The organism is Listeria sp. MAN/IMW/UF464 (assembly GCF_058683955.1).
This window is the reverse complement of record NZ_JBZWZP010000002.1, coordinates 37182-60459: the sequence shown is the minus strand read 5'-3', so window position 1 is coordinate 60459 and position 23278 is coordinate 37182. Positions and strand designations below refer to the sequence as shown.

At 35.1% G+C, this 23278-nt stretch carries 22 protein-coding genes and 1 pseudogene; 6 read left to right on the top strand and 17 right to left on the bottom strand.

Annotation, left to right across the window (positions count from 1 at the left end):
* Positions 1–33: 33 nt before the first annotated feature.
* Both AC4PG0_RS07535 and AC4PG0_RS07530 read left to right on the top strand, forming a co-directional pair.
* On the top strand, positions 34–1326 hold the full coding sequence (locus AC4PG0_RS07535) for an NCS2 family permease (RefSeq protein WP_003767704.1): 1293 nt from the start codon (positions 34–36) through the stop codon (positions 1324–1326).
* Between the two features lie 109 nt (positions 1327–1435).
* Positions 1436–1702, top strand: a complete 267-nt coding sequence (locus tag AC4PG0_RS07530; protein WP_003763633.1) for a hypothetical protein — start codon at positions 1436–1438, stop codon at positions 1700–1702.
* A gap of 40 nt (positions 1703–1742) precedes the next feature.
* Here the strand turns inward: AC4PG0_RS07530 and AC4PG0_RS07525 are convergent, their stop codons facing one another.
* The 3 genes and pseudogenes from AC4PG0_RS07525 to AC4PG0_RS07515 form a co-directional block, all read right to left on the bottom strand.
* Complete coding sequence (locus AC4PG0_RS07525; protein WP_003723656.1) at positions 1743–2264, bottom strand: type 1 glutamine amidotransferase domain-containing protein; 522 nt, start codon at positions 2262–2264, stop codon at positions 1743–1745.
* A 163-nt stretch (positions 2265–2427) separates the two neighbouring features.
* Positions 2428–2739: pseudogene (locus tag AC4PG0_RS07520) on the bottom strand (hypothetical protein).
* 26 nt (positions 2740–2765) lie between these two features.
* Positions 2766–2957, bottom strand: coding sequence for a hypothetical protein (locus tag AC4PG0_RS07515; RefSeq protein ID WP_003763635.1), 192 nt, complete (start codon positions 2955–2957; stop codon positions 2766–2768).
* Between the two features lie 151 nt (positions 2958–3108).
* Here AC4PG0_RS07515 and AC4PG0_RS07510 point away from each other — a divergent pair, with 151 nt between their 5' ends.
* A complete protein-coding gene (locus AC4PG0_RS07510; RefSeq protein WP_003763637.1) occupies positions 3109–3462 on the top strand; it encodes a PTS sugar transporter subunit IIA in 354 nt (117 codons plus the stop codon).
* Here AC4PG0_RS07510 and AC4PG0_RS07505 read toward each other — a convergent pair.
* The 3 genes from AC4PG0_RS07505 to yjfP all read right to left on the bottom strand — a co-directional run bounded on the left by AC4PG0_RS07505 (position 3459) and on the right by yjfP (position 5537).
* Positions 3459–4334, bottom strand: a complete 876-nt coding sequence (locus AC4PG0_RS07505) for a GNAT family N-acetyltransferase (RefSeq protein ID WP_045552958.1) — start codon at positions 4332–4334, stop codon at positions 3459–3461. The two genes, AC4PG0_RS07510 and AC4PG0_RS07505, sit on opposite strands and share 4 nt — an antisense overlap.
* 77 nt (positions 4335–4411) lie before the next feature.
* Positions 4412–4720, bottom strand: a complete 309-nt coding sequence (locus tag AC4PG0_RS07500) for a metal-sulfur cluster assembly factor (protein ID WP_003763640.1) — start codon at positions 4718–4720, stop codon at positions 4412–4414.
* A gap of 64 nt (positions 4721–4784) precedes the next feature.
* Positions 4785–5537: an esterase gene (gene yjfP, locus AC4PG0_RS07495; protein WP_112120263.1), complete on the bottom strand. Its 753-nt coding sequence runs from the start codon at positions 5535–5537 to the stop codon at positions 4785–4787.
* Between the two features lie 150 nt (positions 5538–5687).
* On the opposite strand from yjfP, the gene AC4PG0_RS07490 reads away from it, so the two are divergent.
* Positions 5688–6500, top strand: a complete 813-nt coding sequence (locus tag AC4PG0_RS07490; protein ID WP_003763644.1) for a Cof-type HAD-IIB family hydrolase — start codon at positions 5688–5690, stop codon at positions 6498–6500.
* Positions 6501–6576: 76 nt separating this feature from the next.
* Here AC4PG0_RS07490 and AC4PG0_RS07485 read toward each other — a convergent pair whose 3' ends face one another.
* The 6 genes from AC4PG0_RS07485 to AC4PG0_RS07460 all read right to left on the bottom strand — a co-directional run bounded on the left by AC4PG0_RS07485 (position 6577) and on the right by AC4PG0_RS07460 (position 16481).
* Positions 6577–7479 (bottom strand): YitT family protein, encoded by a 903-nt coding sequence (locus AC4PG0_RS07485; RefSeq protein WP_010991142.1) that lies wholly within the window; start codon positions 7477–7479, stop codon positions 6577–6579.
* An 83-nt stretch (positions 7480–7562) separates the two neighbouring features.
* Positions 7563–7925, bottom strand: coding sequence for a YisL family protein (locus AC4PG0_RS07480; protein WP_003769902.1), 363 nt, complete (start codon positions 7923–7925; stop codon positions 7563–7565).
* A gap of 19 nt (positions 7926–7944) precedes the next feature.
* Positions 7945–8793 (bottom strand): fumarylacetoacetate hydrolase family protein, encoded by an 849-nt coding sequence (locus AC4PG0_RS07475; RefSeq protein ID WP_492167723.1) that lies wholly within the window; start codon positions 8791–8793, stop codon positions 7945–7947.
* Complete coding sequence (gene addA / locus AC4PG0_RS07470) at positions 8794–12501, bottom strand: helicase-exonuclease AddAB subunit AddA (RefSeq protein WP_492167724.1); 3708 nt, start codon at positions 12499–12501, stop codon at positions 8794–8796.
* A 1-nt stretch (position 12502) separates the two neighbouring features.
* Complete coding sequence (gene addB, locus AC4PG0_RS07465) at positions 12503–15976, bottom strand: helicase-exonuclease AddAB subunit AddB (protein ID WP_492167725.1); 3474 nt, start codon at positions 15974–15976, stop codon at positions 12503–12505.
* A gap of 148 nt (positions 15977–16124) precedes the next feature.
* Positions 16125–16481, bottom strand: coding sequence for an IDEAL domain-containing protein (locus tag AC4PG0_RS07460; protein WP_077904838.1), 357 nt, complete (start codon positions 16479–16481; stop codon positions 16125–16127).
* Between the two features lie 129 nt (positions 16482–16610).
* Here AC4PG0_RS07460 and AC4PG0_RS07455 point away from each other — a divergent pair, with 129 nt between their 5' ends.
* Entirely contained in the window at positions 16611–17210 is a 600-nt protein-coding gene (locus AC4PG0_RS07455) for a competence protein ComK (protein ID WP_003763662.1), read from the top strand.
* Between the two features lie 47 nt (positions 17211–17257).
* Here the strand turns inward: AC4PG0_RS07455 and AC4PG0_RS07450 are convergent, their stop codons facing one another.
* The 4 genes from AC4PG0_RS07450 to AC4PG0_RS07435 form a co-directional block, all read right to left on the bottom strand.
* On the bottom strand, positions 17258–17605 hold the full coding sequence (locus tag AC4PG0_RS07450) for a helix-turn-helix domain-containing protein (RefSeq protein WP_003749261.1): 348 nt from the start codon (positions 17603–17605) through the stop codon (positions 17258–17260).
* 106 nt (positions 17606–17711) lie between these two features.
* Positions 17712–19610, bottom strand: coding sequence for a PTS fructose transporter subunit IIABC (locus AC4PG0_RS07445; RefSeq protein WP_003770022.1), 1899 nt, complete (start codon positions 19608–19610; stop codon positions 17712–17714).
* 1 nt (position 19611) lies between these two features.
* Positions 19612–20535, bottom strand: a complete 924-nt coding sequence (gene pfkB, locus AC4PG0_RS07440) for a 1-phosphofructokinase (RefSeq protein WP_033533871.1) — start codon at positions 20533–20535, stop codon at positions 19612–19614.
* Entirely contained in the window at positions 20532–21284 is a 753-nt protein-coding gene (locus AC4PG0_RS07435) for a DeoR/GlpR family DNA-binding transcription regulator (RefSeq protein ID WP_010991186.1), read from the bottom strand. The genes pfkB and AC4PG0_RS07435 overlap by 4 nt, the downstream gene beginning before the upstream one ends.
* A gap of 215 nt (positions 21285–21499) precedes the next feature.
* Here AC4PG0_RS07435 and pepC point away from each other — a divergent pair, with 215 nt between their 5' ends.
* Entirely contained in the window at positions 21500–22825 is a 1326-nt protein-coding gene (pepC, locus tag AC4PG0_RS07430; RefSeq protein ID WP_203574602.1) for an aminopeptidase C, read from the top strand.
* On the opposite strand, the gene AC4PG0_RS07425 is transcribed toward pepC, so the two are convergent.
* On the bottom strand, positions 22822–23265 hold the full coding sequence (locus tag AC4PG0_RS07425; RefSeq protein ID WP_003770031.1) for a 2-thiouracil desulfurase family protein: 444 nt from the start codon (positions 23263–23265) through the stop codon (positions 22822–22824). The two genes, pepC and AC4PG0_RS07425, sit on opposite strands and share 4 nt — an antisense overlap.
* Positions 23266–23278: the final 13 nt, after the last annotated feature.

Sequence of the window (23278 nt, the reverse complement as noted above, 5' to 3'; positions counted from 1 at the left end):
AGCATGATTTTAAAAAAGGAGTGAAACACACGCATGTTTCAATTAAAAGCAAACGGTACAGATGTAAAAACTGAAGTTATCTCTGGTTTTACTACATTCCTAACGATGGTTTATATCGTAGTAGTTAACCCAGCCATTCTTTCCGCAGCAGGTGTTCCATTCAATACCGTATTTATGGCAACTATCATCTCTGCAGTCATTGGTACATTATGGATGGCGATTTTCGCTAATTATCCAATCGCAATTGCGCCAGGACTTGGTATGAATGCTTATTTCGTAACAGTAGTTACAACTCAAAAACTAGATTATTCGGTCGCATTCGCTGCGGTCTTTGTAGCAGGTATTATTTTCTTACTATTATCTTTAACGCCCCTTCGTGAAAAAATCATTGAAGCCATTCCACATAATTTAAAAGCTGGGATTACTGCTGGTATTGGTTTATTTATCGCTTTCCTAGGCTTCCGTATGACAGGTATTATTGTTTCTAACGATTCTAACTTAGTAGGTTTAGGTGACTTACATTCCAAAGAAGCTATTTTAGCTATCGTTGGTCTTTTAATCACTTTAATCTTGCTTGCTTTAAATGTAAAAGGTGCTTTATTCATTGGGATGATTGCAACTGGTATCATCGCTTTTATTACAGGTGAACTTAAATTTACAGAAGGTATCGTCAAACTTCCGCCAATGCCAGAATTCGTCTTCACTAATCCTATTCACGCATTTGGTGATGTGATGAGTTACGGGCTCTACGCTGTCGTCCTGTCCTTCTTACTTATAACGATTTTTGATACAACCGGAACAATGATCGGTGTTGCAAAAAAAGCTGGCCTAATGAAAGGTGAATCATTACCAAATGCGAAACAAGCATTAATGGCTGATGCGGTTGCAACAAGTGTTGGTTCTATGTTTGGTACAACTCCAACAAGTGCCTACATTGAATCTTCTGCTGGGGTTGCAACTGGTGGACGTACTGGTCTTACTACACTTACAGTAGCTATCTTGTTCATGGTGTCGGCATTCTTCGCTCCACTTGTTGGCGCTGTATCTGGAATTTCTGCTATCACTGCACCAGCTCTAATCATTGTTGGTAGCATGATGATTGGTGCTGTAAAAGAAATCGACTGGGATACACTAGATGAAGCTTTCCCTGCTTTCTTAGTTATTCTAGCTATGCCACTTACTTCAAGTATTGCTATCGGCTTAGCATTTGGTTTCATTTCTTACCCAGTATTAAAAGTATTTACTGGCAAATGGCGCGAACTTAACTGGTTCTTAATCGTTATCGCCGTATTATTCTTCATCCTCGTTGCATTTTTACCACATTAATAAACGACTAGCGTCTACCAAACTTAGGTAGGCGCTTTTTTATTGGACAAAAACTCACTCTTTTGCTATAAAGAAGAGAGAAACTAATTAGAAATGAGTTGAACTTGTCGTGTTTTTAAAATCACTGCTCGCTGGTGTCGCACTTGCTGTTGTAGTTTTCCTAGCAAGTTTTCTGATGCCTGACTACACTGTATCCACCTTATATTCCATCGTAACAACTATCATTGTTTTTGCCTCCATTATCTTATCTGCATTCGTATCCTTTGGTGGGCGTAGTGGAAATCCAAGTCGAAAAAGCCAATTACGCTGGAGTATCCTGCTTTTAGTTGCAGCAATTCCTAGCTTTATCGGCTTTATTATTACTTTTTACTTTTAAAATAAAAAGAAGCATTCCCAAAACGGAAATGCTTCTTTTTTTAATCTTCTAAAGCAGAAATGAACGCCGGTAAATATTCTGGTAGATCTGGCGGGCGGCGACTCGAGATAATGTGCCCGTCTGTTACAACTGGCTCATTATGCCAAATAGCTCCTGCATTAGTCATATCATCTTTAATTCCTGGTGTACTTGTTACATTTACACCTTCTAAAATTCCGGCAGAAACAAGTACCCAACCAGCGTGGCAAATTTGTCCAATTGGTTTTTTCGCTTTATCAAACGCGCGAACCAAATTAAGTACGCTGTCAAAACGACGCAATTTATCTGGGGACCAACCACCTGGAACTAAGATTCCATCATAATCTTCTGCACGAACAGAATCAAAATCATAATCAGAAGTAACAGGAACTCCGTACTTACCGTGATAAACTTTTTTAGCTTCCTCTGCAACTAAATGTACCGAAGCACCTGCCTCGCGTAATCTAAGCACCGGATACCATAGCTCTAAATCCTCAAAGTCTTCACTAACAAGTGCAATAACTTTTTTACCTTTTAAAGTCATATAAATCTCCTCCTATCCTCTTCTATAGTATAACAATAACTAGATTGTTATTAAATTATTCCGCCTATAAAAGAAGACAAAAAAAGACGCTCGAAATAAACATTTCCAGCGTTGCCATCATGTTCGGTCGTCTATGCATAACGGGATGAGGCATAGACATAAACTACACGGCCAATGAGATGAATGAAAACAAATAATGATTTTGGTGTCTAAACAGATGTCTGACTAGTTGCCATTCTATTGGAAGATGGATACACCAAAAGTCATTATAACCATGATAGGGTCTTATCCCCATGAAAATCACATTTATAAAATGAAACTTTCATCGAGGTAAAACTCTATCCTATAACTTATTTTACTATTCTTCTCAAAAAAAGCAAGTAAATAAATATAGATTTTTTGTGACGAACTTAAAAAAAACAAGAAAAGCTTTACTATTATCGCATACTTTTGTATAAAATAATTTTTTATAAATAAAAAGGAGACTATTATAGGCTCCTTTTAACCAAAGATTTCAACAATCATCCATGAAAAAATAGCGACTAATGGAATTAAAACCCATACATTGTGTCCAATCAGGCTAGGACGAGCAGCTGGTCTATCTTCGAGTAGTTGAATTCTTTCACGTAAATCGTGTACTTCTAGCTCTAAATCCTGCACTTTATCTTCTAGTTCATACAAACGTTCTTCCATTTTAATCCCTCCACACCTTTTTCTACATCTCATTATACGCGCAACGAAATGAAATACATCCTTCCATAGGCTGATTTATTGCTAATTTATTGTCATACCGTTCAGCCATTTGCTACAATAAAAGAAAACAATCAACTGTTGGGGTGGAAAAATGGAAATTCAAGTAGAAGAAGCTGTTGTAAAACTCATTTTACATGGGGGAAACACACGTAAAGAAGCATATAAAGCAATTGATTATGCTGAAAAATACCAATTTGATCAGGCAGACAAGCATTTACAAATGGCCCAAGAACAGTTTCAAGAAGGTCACGTTTGGCAAACAAAACTAGTCTCGATTCGCGACACTGAAACCGTAGCACACCCGTCATTTTTATTAATTCATGGACAAGACCATTTAATGACTGCCCAAGCCGAACTACAACTAGCCAAAAGAATCATTGAACAATATAAACATCAACAAAACTTAGAAAAACGCCTAACAAAATTAGAAAATCAGCTAGCTTAAGCATGAGACGTAGCTGGAAATAAGAAATAAGATTCACTTGTAAGGATTTTCGGACGCACAAACAATATATCTTCTGTCTCGATAATATAAGCCGCATCAATACGCGTATCTTTTTCAGGCGTAAATAAGAGATGTATCGTCATGATTCCGTCACTAAGCAAATAACTTAAAACTTCCACCACATCTAGTTTTTTGACACTAAGAATATCTAATACATATAAGTCCGTCTCTTCTCGCTCAAATAATACAATTGCATCTATTTCTTCTATATAGTAAATATCATTTTTTAAAGCTATCAATAAATAAAACATAAGCAAGTCTTCACTATTTTTCACATCAAGCGTACTAGAAAGTGGTACTCGTTCGGATACAATACGCTGAATTAGCTGGAAATCGGTTTTATTATCGGGATTCAGCTTTTTTATTTTGGAAAATTTCTTTTTTAGACTACTAGCATCCACGGTAAAACTACTCTCTTCCACTCGCTCAAATCCAAACTTCGGATAAAAATCAAGCACAGAATCATTTGCAAAAAGATAAAGAAAATCATAGTCATGTTCATACTTAGTAATTACGTGATTCAATAACTGATTCATAAGCCCTTGGCCGCGATACTCTGGATGAGTCATTACTGTGCCTATTTGAAGCGCCTTGCAATCCTTCCCCTGATAAATCAAATCCATTTTATTGATAGAAACATTCGCAATGATTTCATTTTTATCCACATAAGAATAACAAATATATTTATCATTCCAAAACCCTTTTTGAAACCATTCTTCAAAATTAATATCAAACGTACTTTCTGCAAGTTTATTAAAGCTATCACGGTACATTTTATTGTCTTTATAATCACTTATTAGTTCATAGTTCATTTAAAATTCCTCGATTCATTCGTATAAAAATAACAGGCACGACGCAACATACGCCCTACCTGTTAATTTTATTTAATTTAACGTATACCAAGTGCTATTTTTGCATAGCGTGACATACGATCTTTCGTCCAAGGTGGATTCCAAACAAGATTCACATTCGTATCTTTTACTTCTGGGATATCACTTAATGCCATTTGCACTTGCTCTGTTAAAATCCCTGCAAGTGGACAGCCCATCGTCGTAAGCGTCATTGATACGGTACAAAGCCCATCTTCATCTAACTCAACATCATATACAAGTCCAATGTTTACAATATCAATTCCAAGCTCCGGATCAATTACTTGTTCCAGCGCGCCCATTAGATTTTCTTTTAGTTGCTCATCCATGAAGCATATGCCTCCTTTTTGCAATTTTGTACATTTATTGTATCATATATGAGAATGATTTTCATTATAAGAATTTCTCAAAAAAGCTAACTCCTTGTAGCATTCCTTCAACTGAAACTTTGTGTTTTGCATTATCATCAATAATAAATTCGACATTGTCTGCTAAGCTCTCTTCAACCAATGTCTGATATAGTTTTTCACTGTACGCAAAGGGAACTACATCATCTTTTTTCCCGTGCCAAAGTAACAATGGGCGGTTATTAATTCTCGTAATGTTTTGGGTTAAATCGTATTTTTGTAAAGCTAAAATCCGTTCATCAACATCATAAGGAAAAGTTAATCCCTGCGCCAAAGCATATTTAGATAATTCTTTAGCAAAGTCAACATAATAAGCGCTTCCCATTAAACTAACTGCCACTTTAATATAATCATATTGTCCGAGTAAACCAAGGGATGTAATTGCTCCCATCGACACTCCTCCAACACCAATACGGTTGGCATCTGTTTTTCCTGTTTTAATTAATTCCTCTGTAATGAGCGGAAATTCAGTAATATTCGTTTCAATAACATCCCAAAAATAAGTAGCTTGATCTTCCGGATTCGCGCCTTGAAGACGTTCCCCGTGTAACTTAGCATCAGGTAAAACTACCCTAAAACCTCGTTGTGCAAGCAAATACCCGTAATGTAAATAAAGTTCTTTTTGTGAAGTGAATCCGTGATAAAAAATAATAGTCGGTAACTCTTTTTCTGCATTTTCACGATTACTAATATGTAAAACTGGAATTCCCGCAATTAGTTCATTTTCTACTTGAATCATTGTGAAGCCTCATTTCTATAGGTTTTATTGAGTTATTGTAAAGAACGGAATCATTTACAAATAGGTAATAAACGTCTATCATTAACCTGTGCCCTTATTTTAGCATGAAGGGCAGTTATGAACTAACCATATGAATTAAAGGAGCAAACTATGTCTAAAAAATTAATCGTACTAGACCTTGATGGCACAACACTTAGAGATGATTTAACTATCTCCTCGCATACTAAAAACACATTAGAAAAAGCACGAATGGCCGGTCACGAAGTAATGATCGCAACAGGACGCCCATACCGCATTAGTGGCTCGTATTATCATGAGCTTGAATTAACTACACCTATTGTAAATTTTAACGGTGCTGTTTATCATCATCCAAGACTCACTACTTTCGCTGAAGGCTATCATCACGCAATTGATTTACAAGTAGTTCGAGAATTGCTTGATTTCTCCAATGATTTCGCGCTAGATAATATTGCGGCTGAAGTAGAGGATAATGTCTTTTTGAAAGAACGCAATAATAGTGTACCAGAGACATTCCATTTAGGAACAGAAAATATTGTATTTGGAAATATTCGCGACGCCATTACATCAGATGCTACATCGCTATTATTTTTCGGTCAACTTGATCAACTAGATTTAATTAGTAAACATTTAGATGAATCACTTTCTGGCGTTATTTCTCACCATACTTGGGGAGCGTCTGCTTGGCCAGCTGTAGAAATTATCAAGTTTGGCATTCATAAAGCAATCGGTGTCCAAGCCGCTGCAAAAACACTTGGCTTCGACCGTAAAGATATTATCGCTTTCGGTGACGAAACGAATGATTTACAGATGCTTGATTATGCTGGCGTTGGCGTTGCAATGGGTAATGCCGCTGAATCCGTGAAAAACGTCGCAAATGTTGTAACCGCATCTAACCAGGATGACGGAATCGCTTTATATCTAGAAGAAAACTTAAACCTATAATAAAAAGCTGCAAGTATGGCCTTACAAAAGTTAGAATCTCTAATTTTTTGTTTCAACCATGACTTTGCAGCTTTTTTTACATCATTTTATTTTTATACATAGCTAGTGCTAATTTTTGGTCTGCTTCTGAACGGAAATCTCCAAATACACTCGAAGTTTCCATGACATTAATAAATGCTTTAGGGTCAAATTCTCCAACAATATGTGTAATGTCATATAGCTCATAACGCGTAATAACCATGATTAGCATAGCAACATCCTGTTTTGAATATCCACCCATCGCATCTACTACTGTTATTCCTCGTACCATATTTTCATGGATAGCTTTAATAACTGTTTCAGAATGCTGAGTCATAATCATCACAGTTAGCTTTTGATGTCTAGTGTGAATAATATCAATTACTCTACTTTGTACATATAAAGAAATTAACGTATAAAGAGCAAAAGTCCAATCATAAGCAAATCCTGCCACAATAATGATAATACCGTTTAACAGTAAGAAATACTTCCCAAATGAACGCCCTGTTTTAATTGTAATATACATAGCTAAAATATCTAGCCCGCCTGTCGAAATCCCAAATTTCAATGCTAACCCAACACCTACAGAAGCAATTAATGCTCCAAAAATCGCATTAAGTAAAATGTCATTTGAAACTTGTACTTCCGGAATAACAATTAAGAAAAAAGACATAAAAGCAACAGTTAAAAAGCTAAAAACAGTAAAGGATTTCCCTACTTTTAACCAACCTAAAATAGCAACGGGAATATTTAACAACAGAACAAGTAACCCTGTCGAAATCGAAATATTCATTGTATCACGTAACATGTCTGATCCTAATTGCGCAACCCCATTTAATCCAGCAGCATAAACTTGAGCTGGTATTAAAAAGAAGTTCATACCAATTGCATTTAAAAGTGCTGCTATGATTGCAATAGCGGTTTTTTTAGCATATTCTTTATACACTAATTTTGAACTCATTTTCTTCTCTCCTTTTTTGGCCCTAACATAACATACCAACTTTCTAGAGAAAAGAGAAGTCTTTTTTATTATTTTTTTGATTTTTAATTAAATAATGGATAACCGCCTGATAAATAAAAGCCCAGTGATACGGTTATTACTACAACTATAATGAAAATCATTAAGAACATTCCCGTTGGCTTTTGTTGTTTTCTATAACTAAGCAACATTTCCACCACACCAATTACAATAATGCCCATTAAGATTTTAAATATAGCTAAAATCCAGCTTTCTTTCACACTGTACTGCACCATCATAATCCCACTTAATATGACTAAAATATAAAAAACTCGGTTAATCATTTGTAACATGGTAAATCCTTTAACAGATTTTGAATAGATTAGTAACGCTGTGACGGTTAAAACAACAATTGCTACCCAAGAAATTAAATGTACATATCCCCACATAATACTTCCTTCTTCCCTATTAAGATTTTCTAACTGTATTCATTAAAGTACCAATTTTATCAATTGTAATTTCCACTGTATCTCCGTCTTGTAAAAAGGTCGGAGGATTCATCCCGCTCCCTACACCACTCGGAGTCCCCGTTGCAATTATATCCCCTGGAAGTAAAGTATGACCTTTTGATAAATCAGAGATAATTTTCGCTAAATTGAAAATGAATTTTTCTGTAGAATCAGATTGTCTTACTTCACCGTTTACTTTTGTTTCAATATGGAAAATCGTTTCTTCTTTAGGTTGATATTCAAGTACATACGGCCCAATTGGACAACTAGCATCAAGGCTCTTCCCAATGTAAAATTGTTTATGTTTTTTCTGCAAATCTCTAGCTGTAATATCGTTCAAAATAGTAAACCCAAAAACAGATGCTAAAGCTTCACTTTCAGATACATCTCTAATTTGTTCTCCAATTATAACCGCTAGTTCGCCTTCGTAATCTAGTTTTTTTGTTATATCTTGATGCAACTCAATCTCGCCATGATGTGGCAATAAGCTATTCGCACTTTTGGTGAAAACGAGAATATGTTCAGGCACATCCTCTTTACTTCCCATTTCTAATACATGATTATAATAATTTTTTCCCACTGCGATAATATTGTTAGGAGGCATAAAAGGTATTTGGATTTCTACATCTGCTAGGTCAATACTTTCCTTTGTCATCTTTATGTCCTGAACAGCAGGCTTTTCTTTAATAACATCTAATAAAGTAGCTGGCGGATCTTGAAAGATAGCTTGTGCAGGAATAATTTTATTTTCATTTACTAAAGCACCGTAATTATGTTGCCCTTTATAAGAATAGCTTAACCATTTCATTTAAATACCTTCCTCTATGTTTATTTGGCAAATATGTTGTCCGTCGAAAAAATATAAATATGCATGAGAAACTTTTTTCCTACTAATTGCTTGAATAGCTTCCGCATAAAGTTTAATTTGAATTTGATACCGTTCCTTCATTACTTTCTCAGCGGCTTCCCAGTTATCATATCGTCCTTCAATTTTATCTGTCTTGTAATCGATTAAAATAATGGAGTCTTCTTCCTCAATCATGCTATCAACAACACCTTGAATGAGCACGTGTTCATCAAGATTTGTTTGATTGTATAATTTTGCTGCAGGAAGTAAGTAACTGAATGGAACTTCACGCTTCACTTTATCTTTTTTCTGCAAAACGGTTTTTCCTAGAGCTGATTCAAAGAACGCAATAATTTGATTAACATTGATAGCTTTAATTTGAGCTTCTGTAAGAATATCTTTTTCTCTCATTAATTGTAATAATGAGACTAAATCTTTTTCGGTCGGTTTATCATCTAATGGTACAGCTTGCATTAACGTATGCATTGCCGTCCCAATTTCCGTAGCTGACAACTTGTTTTGTTGCAAAAATTTAGGTCGGTCTAAAGATACTTTTTGGAATTCTTTTAGGATAGATGTATCACTCCAACTATCTTGCAAAGAGAATTGTCTTTTAAGCTCTGTCACAGACTGCTTAGCACGAATTCCAGTGGCTTCCTCATCTTTATATTGGTAATGCATAAAACGCTCAATTTCATCCTTATATGGACTTTTAACTGGCACTTGCTTATGTGCTTTTACATTCTCCATCCAGTTATCTGATTTTTCCTTTTCCAAGTCATCAGTTAGGAACATTTCTTTCGTTTTAATTTCAACTTGAAGCTTCATATCAGTTGGCAGTGTTTTAATCTTTTCTTCGCACAATAATTCTTTAAAATGGCTGTGGCGGATTGTAGCATTTCCAATCCAATCTAAATAACACTTCGCTTTTGCTCGAATTGCTGCGGGTAAAATAGTTTCTTGTTGGTTACTTACTTGTAACCAATTTTTACTTGTTTTTTCAAAATCTGGAACAGTTGCAGTTAAAATTAGTTTTTCTTCCGCACGAGTAAGTGCAACGTATAAAACACGCATTTCTTCCGCAATCATTTCTCGGGATTTTTTTTGCTTAATCGCTTGTTGCATGATAGTTGGATAGACAATCATCTTTTCTATATCTCGATAATTAGAAGCAAAACCATAGTCTTTGTCTAAAAGTGTTTTATTATAAATGTCACGCATATTAAATTTTCTACTTAATCCTGAAACTATAACTACCGGAAACTCCAAACCTTTACTTGCATGAATCGTCATCATACGCACAACATCTTCTTTTTCACCTAGCGTTTTTGCTGTACCTAGATCATCTCCACGAACTTCTAATCGCTCAACAAAACGCACAAAACGGAATAACCCTCGGAAAGAAGTTTTTTCATATTGATTCGCACGATCATACAAAGCGCGTAAATTAGCCTGACGTTGTTTCCCGCCTGGCAACCCGCCTACAAATTCATAGAAGTTTGTTTCTTGATAGATTTGCCAAATTAAGGCAGTCAAATTTTCCCGAATAGACAGTTCACGCCAATTGTTTAATTGTGTTATAAAACGACTAATTTTATTTGCTGCATCCGAAACTGTAATATCTTTATAAGCTAGCATCGCATCAAAAAAATAGCCTTTTTTCTTCGCCATCCGAATTTGTCCTAATTCTTCTTCATTTAAACCGATTATTGGAGAACGTAGAACTGCTGCTAGTGAAATATCTTGATATGGATTATCGATTACTTTCATTAGTGCAATCATTGTTGCTACTTCAGTCGTTTCGAAATAACCAGAATTATTATTGGCATAGAAAGGTATATCTTTTATTTTCATTGCTTCTTCCATATCTGGCGCACTCGTCATAGCTCTTGCTAGAATAACAATATCTCTGTATTGAATTGGTCTATTTTGTTGTAACTTTTTATCATAAATTGGAAACTTATTATCTATCATTTCTCTAATTTTTGTCGCAATAGCTCTTGATTCAACTTGATTTTTTTGCAACTCTTGTGGCGATAATTCATCCTCAGATTCTTTTTCTTCTGATTTCATATCAATTAACAAAAGTTCTGTTGCCATATTGTTAGCTTCAGGAAAACTAGCCCCTAAAGTTAACTCAGCCGCCTCATCATAATCGATTTCTGCAATATGTTTATCCATCAACTGATGAAAAATAAAGTTAGTAGCATCAAGAACTTCTTTCCTACTTCTAAAGTTTTGAGATAAATCTATTCGTATTCCGCTGCCTTCTCCGTCTTGCTGATATTCTTGATACTTTGCCATGAACAAAGTTGGTTCCGCTAATCGAAAGCGATAAATTGATTGCTTTACATCCCCAACCATAAACAATTTTCCTTTTGTATCATTCGAATTAGTGACAAGCAAAAGAATAGTTTCTTGTACCATATTAGTATCTTGATATTCATCAATTAATACTTCTTTGAACTGTTTTTTATAACTATTTGCCACATCAGAGGGCGCGCCATTTTTTAAGAGGATTTTTAAAGCTAAATGTTCTAAGTCATTAAAGTCTAATACCCCACGTTGTTGCTTTTCCTCAAAAAAGTTTTCAGCAAATTTTTTCACTAATTCGCTTAACGTTTTAATATCTGGTTTCATTTTTTCTAAATCACTTAAATAATTTTCTTCTTCTCTTGAAAACCAATCTATTAAAACATTTTTCACTTCTTTTTTTGCAGCATCACGGAATTTTTTTGCTTCTTCTACATATTCTTCATCAAAATCAGCTTTATTTTTAAGGGCAGGTATTCGTTTGAAATCAATGCTCTCAAAGCCAAATTTCACATCTTGCCAATTATCCCAGCTAATACTTGATAAAGTGTTAATTTGTGCTAAATCATTTTCTAATGTGCTTAAATAAGGAGCTGGTCCATTATTTTCATTTGCATAGTCTATGGCGGTTAACAAGTAACTTTTAGCTTGATTAATTCTAAGTTGAATATCTTCTTTAATAATTGGAAAATAAGGTAATTCCGTGATAGAAGTAATCGCCTGTGTATCGTAAAAGCTTACCATTTGTTCTAACCATAAATCCGGGTTTGGATTTGCTCTAGAGAAATCATAAAGTTTCGAGATTAGCGTATGCAACTCAGCATCAGATCTATCCCCAGTAAACGATTCAACTAGATGAAAAAAGTCCTCATTATTTTCTATACTATATTCTTTTTCTAACAGGTCCTCTAAAACTTCATCGCGAATCATACTGCTTTCGATGGGTTCAATCAAACGGAAATTAGGATCAATGTCGGCTTCAAAATAATGTTTTCGAATGATTTCCAAACAAAATGAATGCAAAGTCGAGATGGAGGCATAGTTTAGTAAGGCGACTTGTTTTTTCAAATGTGCAGATTCCGGATTTTGCACTAATGCTTCTTCTAAACTTTTGCCTATTCTATACTTCATTTCTGCAGCTGAAGCATTGGTAAAAGTTACAATTAACAATTCATCAACGTTTAGATTTTCTGTTTCATTTATTAGTTTTTCAATGATTCTTGTAACTAAAACAGCTGTCTTACCAGAGCCCGCAGCAGCTGCTACAAGAATATTGTTCCCATTTGCTTGGATGGCTTTCCACTGGTCATCAGTCCATAAAGCATCTTCTGGTTTGCTTGGTATATTTAAGCTCATGCTACTGCGTCCCTCCTTCTATATCCATTTTTGTTAAAATCGTCTCTGTTTTTTCATTTGTTAAATGTCTATATTGATTACTCGCTAAGGATGGATCAAATCCACAAAATGAGCGAAATCCACAAAATTGACAAGGTGTTTTTTCTTTTAATTTATAAGGATTAATGGACACAGCTCCATCTAGTATTTTATTTCCTGCTTCCTGATATTTTTGTCTTACAAATCGGCGCATTTTATCAAACTCTGCTTTAGTCGCGGTTCTGGAACGGGCGCTTAACTCTCCGTTTTGCTTAATTTCAGCTGGAATAATATTAGAAGACTTTCCTTTTTCCAGATTTGTATCCATAAGCGAAACAGCCACAGGATCCGATAAAATTAAGCCTTTCATTTTGGAACTTTTTTGCAGTTCTCGAGCAATTGCTTCATCACTCAATTCTTTCTCTGCTTGGACATATTGATTATGCATATGAAAGTACAGAACCCCAGCAGGCTCAGCAGTTTTACCTATCATTTTTTGCGCATTTGTTACAACTATGTCTAAGTAAGTCAGCATTTGAAGAGCCAACCCGTAATATACTTCAGTAAGAGCCAAATCATGTGAACTAGATTTATAATCAATGATTCGAAGGAAAGTACGATCATCTTGTTCAGCTGCATCAATTCTATCAATACGTCCTTGTAAAAGAAGTTCGCTATCTGATTGTAATGGAATTTTTAAAGGCGGAATATCTCCTTTCAAACCAAAATCCACCTCTAAACCAATTGGACGAAACGCACTGCTTTTCGCTTGTTCGTTTAAAACCGTAGTAGCTCTTGTAATAATTTGGAGTAATTTATATTGAATATATTCCATCCGTTTTGAACTTAATAAAATTTCATGTTGAATCTTCGGAGCTAAAAATGTCATCGCAAGTTTAGCCATTTGCCTACATTCTTCTTCCGTTAAATTACCCCAATCTCGGTTAGTTCGTTTTAATTCAGCGGAAATCCATTCCATCGCCCCGTGGAAAATTTCTCCCATGTCTACAGCTTGTAGCTTATAATGAGCTCTTTCTTCTAATTTCAAGCCATATTGCGCAAAGTGTTGAAACTCACAACTAAAAAACTTCTCCATCCGCGAAACACTTGCATGAATATTTTCACCAAATAGGTTTTTAGCAGTTGTTTCTTGGAGTGGTTTGGTTTTATTTTCATAATAAAGGCTTGAAAGTACTTGTTTTGCTGCCTCAGATTCTTTGCTATCTTCAAAATAACTATTATAAGCATCCCACCATACATTTGATAAAGGATAACCACGTTTATACATTTGTAATTGACTCGTTAATAAGCCCAGTGTAGCTTGTTTAGAGCGAATATAACTACTTTGTTCTTTATCATTCAGTAAACTTGGGTCAGTTAAATAAACCGATTCATTTAAATTTTTGAATTGGCCTTTTATTTTTCTTAGATAATTCGACTCGTTAAGAACTTTCCCTTCTTCATCTGCAGCTGGATAACTAAGAAATAATTTGTCGCTTGGCAAACTCATTATTTTATAGGCTAATAAATCTTCTTCACCAATGTTATTTTTAGCAGATGGCTTTAAATTGCTATTTTCTACTCGCAAAGAGTCGCGATCTTGATCTGACAAAATCCCTTTATCTTTTTGACGTAGTGGCATTACGCCATCATTCATTCCAATCGCAAAAATAACTTTCATGTTAAGCAACTTTGCATTTTCCATTTCAGCTAAAACTACTTGATCTAAAGAAGGTGGTAGTAAAGAAAATTCTAGCGCATCCAAGCCCGTCGTAATTATTTCAGAAAAACTATTAACATCTAATTCTTCCTCACCTAAAACTTCTACAAATTCATCTAGCAGTTCTGATATTGAACTCCAAGCTTGTTCATGTTCTCTAGCAAGTTCCAAATAACCATTTTCTTCTGCTACTTGTCTCCATGATTCTAAATGTTCTACAGCTTTAACTTGCTCCAAATAATGATATAGAGCCATGGCGAACTCTATGCCTGTTTTTGCTTTTGTTATATTATTTTCTAATGTTGAAAGAGGCTCAACTATAAGATTCCTCATTTCATTAATAACACTTTGGGTTGCTAATTCTTCATCTGTTTGTGGCAAGACATTGGTAGAAAGTCCTCGAATTTTACGATAAATCCAATCGCCTTCTTTTTCCCATTTCCACTTATTTTGAATGCCGTTTTCGAGCACATAATTTTCAAGTATATCTGCTTTTCTTCTCATAATAGTCGCATTTTCAGCCACATCAAAGAAAAATTCTGTTTTAACTGCTTGGAAAATTGGTTCATATTTCCAATTAAATAAAATTGCATCAATACTAGAACGAATAAATTCAATAAATGGGTGTTTAGCCATTGCTCGTTTTTTGTCTATAAAAATAGGAATATCAAAGGACTCCATTACTGTTTCACATAAAATATCATAATCACCGATGTTTCTAGTCAAAATCGCTATATCTCGGTATCTATAGCCGTTTAATGCTAATTGCCGAATTTCGCGGGCAACACCTTCCATCTCAGCACGCCTATTATTAGCTTGATGGATGGTTAAATCATTTGCTCCCCCTTCATATGACGAGTATTTATTATCTCCCCAAGCGTTGGCTAAAAAGGCTAATGAGTCAGAGTTAGCTCGTTTATTTTCTAAAAGAATTTTCTCCGGTTCCACTTGAATTTTATTTAATTTAGCCATCTCTAATAAAGCAAAGTATGCTTCAGTGCTCGCTTTAAACATACTGAAATCTTCCAAACCTTTATGGATTTCAGGTACGTTTAAAGTTAACGATACTGTTACTTTATCGCATTTTTGCATTAGCTTTTCTATTACTGTTAACTCTTGTTTTGAAAAAGAAGTAAATCCGTCAATAATTATTTCCGTTTGATTTAAATAATCACTCTCAATAATCTTATCTGCTAACAGTCTCAAATAATCTTCATTTTCAAGGAATTTTCCTGCTAATAATTCTTCATATTTTTGATAAATAAGTGAAATGTCATGTACTTTGCTAGATACACTTGTAGATAAATTTGCCGCACTCTTCTCTAATTCGTCTACAGAAATTTCTTCTTGTTTCATTTCTTTGAATAACTTAGCCAGCTCTGAATAAAAGCCTTTTTTTGAAGTAGCTCTAGAGAAAATTTTCAACTTATCTTTTTGATCTAAAGCAGCTTTTCGAATAACCATCTCAATACCTGTTTGACTCAAAAAAGTTTTAGATAAGCCACCAGTTTCTTGAAGTATTTTCCAAGCAAGCCTACTAAAACTGAAAATCTGTGTCCCTAGCATTCCTGCCAAGTTTTGTTTATTTAAAAAGCTTGTTTCCATTTGAAACGTCATTTGATCGGGGACGATAAAAATATACGTCTTAGAAGTTTTTTTGATTTTTTCGCCTACTTCATCCATCAAATGAGTGGTTTTACCTGTTCCTGCTTTACCAGCAATTATTTGAAGTGTCATACCCTCACCACCGAACATATGTTTTTATTTAGTTTACCATATTTGAGCAATCTGTCCAGAACTTTTTTCGAGGCTTTTTTTCGTGAAAATTTATAAAACAGCTCAAAAAAACTAAGATAGCTCTTACTATCTTAGTTTTTCATATATTCTACTCAAAAGCCAGCATTTCCTGTTGGATTTTATTCATTTTTTCTGTTAGCTGCATAAATTTCGCTTTGTTCCTATTATCGAGAGCTTTATCAATTTCAGCTCTAAGTTGTTCTAATTTTCTCTCTTCTAGGAGCATCGTCAGGAAGCATTCGATAAAAACATTTGTTAATTCTTTTTCTCCTTTAAGGACACCCACTTGATTCATCAATGAATTAGAAAAATCACGCATTTCCACGACTACCACTCCTCCACTCATATTTATTACAATTTCGAAAAACTGTAACATGGCAAGAAAAAACAGAAAACGGCTTGAAAATACAACTTTACGAAAATCTAATGACTTGTAAATTACCATGTGCTATAATGACAAAAAATAACTCATAACTTACTTTGATGCTTCGTCGTTATTTGAAATTTTGTGCATTACGCAATAATTTCAGATTACTTCTTAGACATAAATACAAACATAGAGGAGTTGAATGAAATGAAAAAAGAACAAATTAGTACTCAGTTTTATGAAGTAAATCCCCACACAATGATTATTTTTCCAAAAAAATCTGGAAGTATAGTCTATTCAGAAATTTATGAAGTTGATTCTCATTATACTTCTAAATTTACCCCATTTGAGTTAATTAAAACCAGCTGTAACTTTTTCGGATCGAGTTATGATGGACGTAAAGAGGGAACAAAGCATCTAATAGGTGTCACTCATAAGCCGCCTATTATTATTGACCCTGTTACTTCTACCTATGTATTCCCTACTGTCGCGCCAAGTTCAACAGATTGTATTTGGATTTTCCCACAGCATATTAAGGATTATCATGCAATTGGATATAACCATACGTTGATAAAGTTTTCTAATTTACAGACTTTTGAAATTGATATGTCGTTAGCCTCTTTTAATAACCAAATTGCTAGAACCTCCATGCTACATATGAAGTTCTCACAAAAAATGCGAACAATGGAGAGCAATTTCCCTTCTATGAATATGTTTTTTCCTCCAGCTACACTCGCCGCTGAATCCAGGCGTTATTATAACACTATGCTCTCTGAAAAAGACGATTCAAAAGACCCGGAACAATAAAATTAAAAACCAGATATACGCATTGTATATCTGGTTTCCTTCTTAAATTATTTCTTATTCTCAATCGCATCTGCAATTCGTTTTAACATTAATAGTTCTTCTTCTGAATATGTATAAGGCAATTCCAGGTACCATTTCTCAAGCTCTGGGTTTCCAATTAAAGGAAAAGCATTTACTGAATTTTTTTCCCGTAAACCCGCTACATCATCTAATAAAAAATCTGTTGTAGTCCCAAGAATTTCTGCTAATTTAGCCAAAATAAAGATTGGCGGTCGGTGGTTATCATTTTCATATTTACTGATAGTTGAAGCTGTAGTTCCAATTTTTGCCGCTAATTGTTTTTGAGTTAATCTATTTTTCTTTCGTAAATGAATTAATTTTTCTCCAAATTCCAATACGCCCACCTCTCTTCCTTTTCATTATAGCAATTTTTTAGGAAGAATTCGAGAAATCACATAAAAAGAAATCGCCTTTTTAATTTCAAAAGACGATTCCTCTCTATTATACTGTTGGTTTTTTGCGTAATACTCCGATTAATGCTGCACTTATTATAGTTCCAATCACGATTGCGATAAGGTAGAACCATGGTTGAGATACTAAGAAGATAACAAATACGCCTCCGTGTGGTGCTAATACTTTAATATTTAAAAACATAACAATTGCCCCAGTTATTGCACTTCCAGCGATAAAACTTGGAATCATTCGAAGTGGATCTGCTGCTGCAAATGGGATGGCACCTTCTGTAATGAATGACGCGCCTAAAATAGAGTTCGTTAGCCCTGCATCACGTTCTTGTGCAGTAAATTTGTTTCTAAAAACAAGAGTTGCTACGAATGTTGCTAGCGGTGGCACCATACCAGCAGCCATTGTAGCCGCCATAATCGCGCTACCACCTGTCGCAACACTTGCTGCAAGCGTTCCAGTTGCAAAAATGTAAGCCGCTTTGTTAATTGGTCCACCTAAGTCAGCAGCCATCATTGCTCCTAAAAGTAAACCTAGAATAACCGCATTTGTTCCACTTAGACTATTTAAGAAGTCATTTAACCATGTATTTAATGCACTCATTGGCACGTTTAATAGTAACATCAATAGTCCGACAATTAGTACAGATAGCACCGGATAAAATAGTACTACTTTAATTCCATCTAAAGTTTTTGGTAATTTTTTAAGCATAACTTTAATTAACTCGACTGCATAACCAGCAAGAAAACCACCTACTAAAGCACCAAGGAAACCTGCTCCACCAACAGATGCAACTCCACCTGCTACGAAACCAGCTACAAGACCTGGTCTATCTGATATACTGTATGCGATATAACCCGCGAACACTGGAAGCATAAATCCGAATGCAACATCACCAATTTGTTTTAATAATGCTGGAATTTCGTTATATGATCCTAATTTTGCAAGTTGATCTTGTGGTACACCTAGAATTTGATCAAGCATAAATGCGATTGCAATTGCGATCCCGCCACCAATTACAAATGGTAACATATGAGAAACGCCGCTCATTAAATGTTTATAAATTTGTTGACCAATGGAAAGGCCATCTGTACTTTCTGTTGCTTCGCTACCCGATTCTGCTTTATAAACTGGTGCATTCCCTGAGATAGCTTCTTTAATAAGCTCTTCTGGTTTATGAATTCCTGCTGCAACTGGTTTTGCAATTAAATGTTTTCCATCAAAACGAGGCATATCAACTTGTACATCAGCTGCGATGATAACTCCATCAGCCTCAGCAATTTCTTTATCAGTTAAGCGATTTTCTACTCCTCTTGAACCATTTGTTTCTACTTTAATTCGAACGCCTAATTTGTTTGCTGTTTCTTGTAACTTTTCTGCAGCCATATAGGTATGTGCAATACCAGTTGGACAAGCAGTAACCGCGACAACAGTTTTGCCAGTATCATTAGAAGATGTAGGAGCAACAACTGTTTCTTCTGCATCACCTTGCTCGTTGTTGAAGAGAGTGATTACTTCGTCTGGTGTTTTTGCATCTTTTAACGATTGAACAAATGCTGGATGAACTAATAATCTTGAAAGTGCTGCCAGCGTTTCTAAGTGAGTTGCATTTGCACCATCTGGAGCCGCAATCATAAAGAACAAATGAGCAGGTTGACCATCTAAGGAGTTATAATCTAATCCTTTTTCACTTTTCGCAAAGACTACAGTTGGTTCATTAACTGCTTTTGTTTTTGCATGTGGCATTGCAATTCCTTCGCCAACTCCAGTAGAGCTTTGGGCTTCACGATTCATTATCGCTTCTTTAAAAAGTATCTCGTCATTAATTTTCCCGTTGCTTTTAAGTGAAGCAATCATTTCATCAATGGCAGCTTCTTTTGTTGTAGCTTGTAATGACATAATCATAACGTCTTTGCTGAGTAAGTCTGTAATTCTCATTTTAGTGCCTCCCTGTTATTTTAGTTATCTTCACTTGCGGTAATAATTCATTTATTAAATCTTTTTCAGCTAAATCTGTTGAAAATGCTGTTGCGCCCCCAGTTGCAACGCCTGCAGCAAATGATTTAACTGGATCCTTAGTTTTATCGAAAGTTCCAACGAATCCAGCAATCATTGAATCACCAGCTCCAACTGAATTTTTAAGTTCTCCTTTTAAGGCATCAGCGAAATAAACATCTTCTCCTGTAAAAAGTAGAGCTCCGTCGCCAGCCATGGATACGATTACATGTTGTGCGCCTAATTCTAGGCATTTCTTTCCATAAGGAATGAGATCTTCTACGCTATCTAACTTAACACCAAATAGTTCTGCCAGTTCGTGGTGATTTGGTTTAATAAGGATTGGACGATTTGGTAATGCATCTAGTAGTTCTTGTCCAGTCGTATCAATCATGAAGTTAGCTTGTTTTTCTTTACAGATTTGGATTATTTTATCGTAGAAATCATTTCCTAGTGAAGGTGGTACACTTCCAGATAGAATAACGATGTCACCAGCAGTTACCTTATCCATCACTTCTAAAAATTCTTTGATTTCTTTTTCAGAGATTGCTGGGCCTAAACCATTAATTTCTGTTTCTTCTCCGTGTTTTAGTTTGATATTAATACGAGTATCGTCTTTTACTGTTACAAAGCCAGTTTGTATGCCTTCATTTTTAAGCCAGTCTTTGATAAATCCACCTGTAAATCCGCCTAAAAACCCTGTAGCAAGGCTCGGTACGTTCAATTGATTTAAAACTCTGCTGACATTGATACCTTTGCCACCAGGTAATTTATAATCTTGTTTCATGCGATTAAGTTCGCCAAGTTTTAGTTGGTCGATTTGCACAATATAATCAATTGAAGGGTTTAAAGTAATTGTATAAATCATTTTTCTACCTCGATTATTTTAGTTTTTTGGATAAAGGATTTTCTTACTTCTGAAGGAATATAGTCTGTTACAATAGTAGCTTCATCTATTGAAAACATTTTTGAAAAATTAACTTCATTGAATTTCGTATGGTCTGCTACAACAAAAACGCGATCAGCACGCTCTTTGGCAGCACGTTTTACAAATGCTTCTTCCATATCTGGTGTCGTATAGCCATGCTCCGGATGCATAGCGTTAGTTCCAATAAAAGCTTTGTCAAAATGATAATTTTTAATATTATCCAAGGCAACTGCGCCAATAATTGCTTTTGTATGCACTTTCATTTTGCCACCTAAAAGATAAGCATCAATATTTTGACGAACTAGTTCTTCAATATGGGTTAGTCCATTTGTAACTACAGTAATATTTCGATTTGCTAAGTGAGTAATTAATTCCAGTGTCGTGGAGCCTGCATCTAAATAGATACAATCATTTTCTTCCACTAAACTAGCGCAATATGCTGCGATTTCTTTTTTACTTTGAATGTTTTTGAATGATTTCTCATTCATGCTTGGTTCTTGGTTATGAGAAATAACAAGTTTTGCACCACCGTGTACACGTTCGATTAATCCTTGTTCCTCTAATTCGATTAAATCACGACGAATAGTTGACTCCGAGGTATCCAGTCCTTCAACTAATTCTTGTAATTTAATAACACCAAGCTTTTCAATACTCTCCATAATAAGTTGTTTTCGCTCTGCATTTAACATTCTTACTCCTCCATCCAAAGTTAGTTTATCATCTTTATCTTTCAAAATCAACCGTTTTCATTCAAAAACATTCATTTATAATCAAATTCATTCATATTATATCATGAAAACCACCGAAAACCTTCAAAATAGTTCAGATAGTTGTTTTCTTATACACTTTTTATTTTTAGCAGTATACTTAATTAGAAGCAATGTTCTATAGAGGAGGAATAAAAATGAGTACTGAAATAACGTTTGATCAATTAGAAAGTTTTTCCAAAAAATGGCGTGAAAATCCTGATAAGTTGGTTTTCCAAGCTAGCATTATGAAAAATGGGATTAAAGCAGCAACAGAAAATCCTGTATCAAAAGCAACAGTACAACCGGTTTTTTCTCATGAGGTTCATACAGATAAAGTTTCCAACCAACAGCAAAGTGGAAGATGTTGGATGTTTGCAGCGTTAAATACGTTCCGACATAAATTAAATGGGACACTTGGTCTAAAAGATTTTGAGTTGTCGCAGAACTATACTAACTTTTGGGATAAATTAGAGAAAGCTAATTATTTTTTAGAGAACATTATTGAAACAGCGAATGAAGATGAGGATAGCCGATTAGTTTCATGGTTACTTGATACTCCTCAACAAGATGGTGGTCAGTGGGATATGCTTGTTTCGATTATTGAAAAATATGGGGTTGTTCCGAAATCTGCTATGCCTGAAACTTTTCAAAGTAGTAAGTCTGCGGATTTAAATCACCTATTAAATGAAAGACTTCGCACGGATGCAGTTATTTTGAGAAAAGCTGTTAACGAGCAGAAAGATACTGCTGGATTGAAGGAAGAAATGCTTGCTGAAGTTTACCAGCTTTTAGTTATGACTCTGGGTGAACCGCCGAAAGTGTTTGATTTTGAATATCGAAATAAAGACAATGAGTTTAAACAAGATTTACAAATTACGCCTAAAGAATTTTATAAACGCTATGTAGATATGGATTTGAAGGATTATATCCCGCTTATCAATGCGCCAACTAAAGATAAACCTTTTAATCAAGCATTTACAGTCGATTATTTAGGAAATATTGTAAATGGGACGCCTATTAAGTATTTGAATGTGGAAATGGATGTATTAAAAAAAGCCGCCGCAGATCAAATCAAAGATGGTGAGACTGTTTGGTTCGGTTGTGATGTAGGTCAGCTTTCAGAACGAACTACTGGTATTATGGATACAGATATTTTCTTGCTAAATCAGGCTTTTGGATTTAAAACAGCTATGACGAAAGCAGAACGCCTCGATTATAAACACAGTATGCTCACTCACGCGATGGTTCTAACTGGGGTTAACATTGTTAATAATGAAGTTAATCGTTGGAAAGTGGAAAATAGTTGGGGAGAAAAGATTGGTAACAATGGATATTTTGTTGCTAGTGATGCTTGGATGGATGAGTTTACATTCCAAGTGGTTGTCCATAAAAAATATTTATCTAAAGCATTGATTGAAGCATTTAGCAATGAGCCAATTGCGCTAAAACCTTGGGATCCAATGGGCTCGCTTGCACTTTAAATTGTAAATTCTGAGATGATTTTGATTCCATTCATTTGAAAAAGAGCTGCTGCTACGCCGGCACCATCTTTTATTTTTCCAGAGAAGGTGCCGTCGTAAATAGCACAGCTTCCACAAGAAGGACTTTTTTCCTTCATAATTATTTGAGTAATACCGAGTTCTTTCATTTTAGTCAAAGTTAAACTCGCTCCGTTTTTATATTCTTCGGTTACATCTATTCCTTGATTATCCATTACTTTAGCGCGACCTAGCCAGACGTCTTTACCATCTCCGCCTACTATTTCAGCTGGATTTCTTGGTATTTCCAAACCACCTGCAACTTCAGGACAAAAAGGAATCGCCTCTCCGTTTTCAACCATTTGTTTTATTTTGGTAATTTCTTTATCTTTCCCGTCATATCTACAGGCAATTCCTGCCAAACAAGCGCTTACTGCAATCATTTATATTCCTCCT

Coding starts and splice junctions, on each gene's coding strand:
- addB (WP_492167725.1), bottom strand. CDS start 15,976: ATGACACTTCAAATAATTGCTGGTAAAGCAGGAACAGGTAAAACCACT.
- pfkB (WP_033533871.1), bottom strand. CDS start 20,535: ATGATTTATACAATTACTTTAAACCCTTCAATTGATTATATTGTGCAA.
- AC4PG0_RS07490 (WP_003763644.1), top strand. CDS start 5,688: ATGTCTAAAAAATTAATCGTACTAGACCTTGATGGCACAACACTTAGA.
- AC4PG0_RS07505 (WP_045552958.1), bottom strand. CDS start 4,334: ATGAACTATGAACTAATAAGTGATTATAAAGACAATAAAATGTACCGT.
- AC4PG0_RS07485 (WP_010991142.1), bottom strand. CDS start 7,479: ATGAGTTCAAAATTAGTGTATAAAGAATATGCTAAAAAAACCGCTATT.
- yjfP (WP_112120263.1), bottom strand. CDS start 5,537: ATGATTCAAGTAGAAAATGAACTAATTGCGGGAATTCCAGTTTTACAT.
- AC4PG0_RS07480 (WP_003769902.1), bottom strand. CDS start 7,925: ATGTGGGGATATGTACATTTAATTTCTTGGGTAGCAATTGTTGTTTTA.
- AC4PG0_RS07525 (WP_003723656.1), bottom strand. CDS start 2,264: ATGACTTTAAAAGGTAAAAAAGTTATTGCACTTGTTAGTGAAGACTTT.
- AC4PG0_RS07475 (WP_492167723.1), bottom strand. CDS start 8,793: ATGAAATGGTTAAGCTATTCTTATAAAGGGCAACATAATTACGGTGCT.
- AC4PG0_RS07515 (WP_003763635.1), bottom strand. CDS start 2,957: ATGGAAGAACGTTTGTATGAACTAGAAGATAAAGTGCAGGATTTAGAG.
- AC4PG0_RS07500 (WP_003763640.1), bottom strand. CDS start 4,720: ATGGATGAGCAACTAAAAGAAAATCTAATGGGCGCGCTGGAACAAGTA.
- AC4PG0_RS07455 (WP_003763662.1), top strand. CDS start 16,611: ATGAAAAAAGAACAAATTAGTACTCAGTTTTATGAAGTAAATCCCCAC.
- AC4PG0_RS07435 (WP_010991186.1), bottom strand. CDS start 21,284: ATGTTAAATGCAGAGCGAAAACAACTTATTATGGAGAGTATTGAAAAG.
- addA (WP_492167724.1), bottom strand. CDS start 12,501: ATGAGCTTAAATATACCAAGCAAACCAGAAGATGCTTTATGGACTGAT.
- AC4PG0_RS07460 (WP_077904838.1), bottom strand. CDS start 16,481: ATGGTAATTTACAAGTCATTAGATTTTCGTAAAGTTGTATTTTCAAGC.
- AC4PG0_RS07445 (WP_003770022.1), bottom strand. CDS start 19,610: ATGAGAATTACAGACTTACTCAGCAAAGACGTTATGATTATGTCATTA.
- AC4PG0_RS07535 (WP_003767704.1), top strand. CDS start 34: ATGTTTCAATTAAAAGCAAACGGTACAGATGTAAAAACTGAAGTTATC.
- pepC (WP_203574602.1), top strand. CDS start 21,500: ATGAGTACTGAAATAACGTTTGATCAATTAGAAAGTTTTTCCAAAAAA.
- AC4PG0_RS07425 (WP_003770031.1), bottom strand. CDS start 23,265: ATGATTGCAGTAAGCGCTTGTTTGGCAGGAATTGCCTGTAGATATGAC.
- AC4PG0_RS07510 (WP_003763637.1), top strand. CDS start 3,109: ATGGAAATTCAAGTAGAAGAAGCTGTTGTAAAACTCATTTTACATGGG.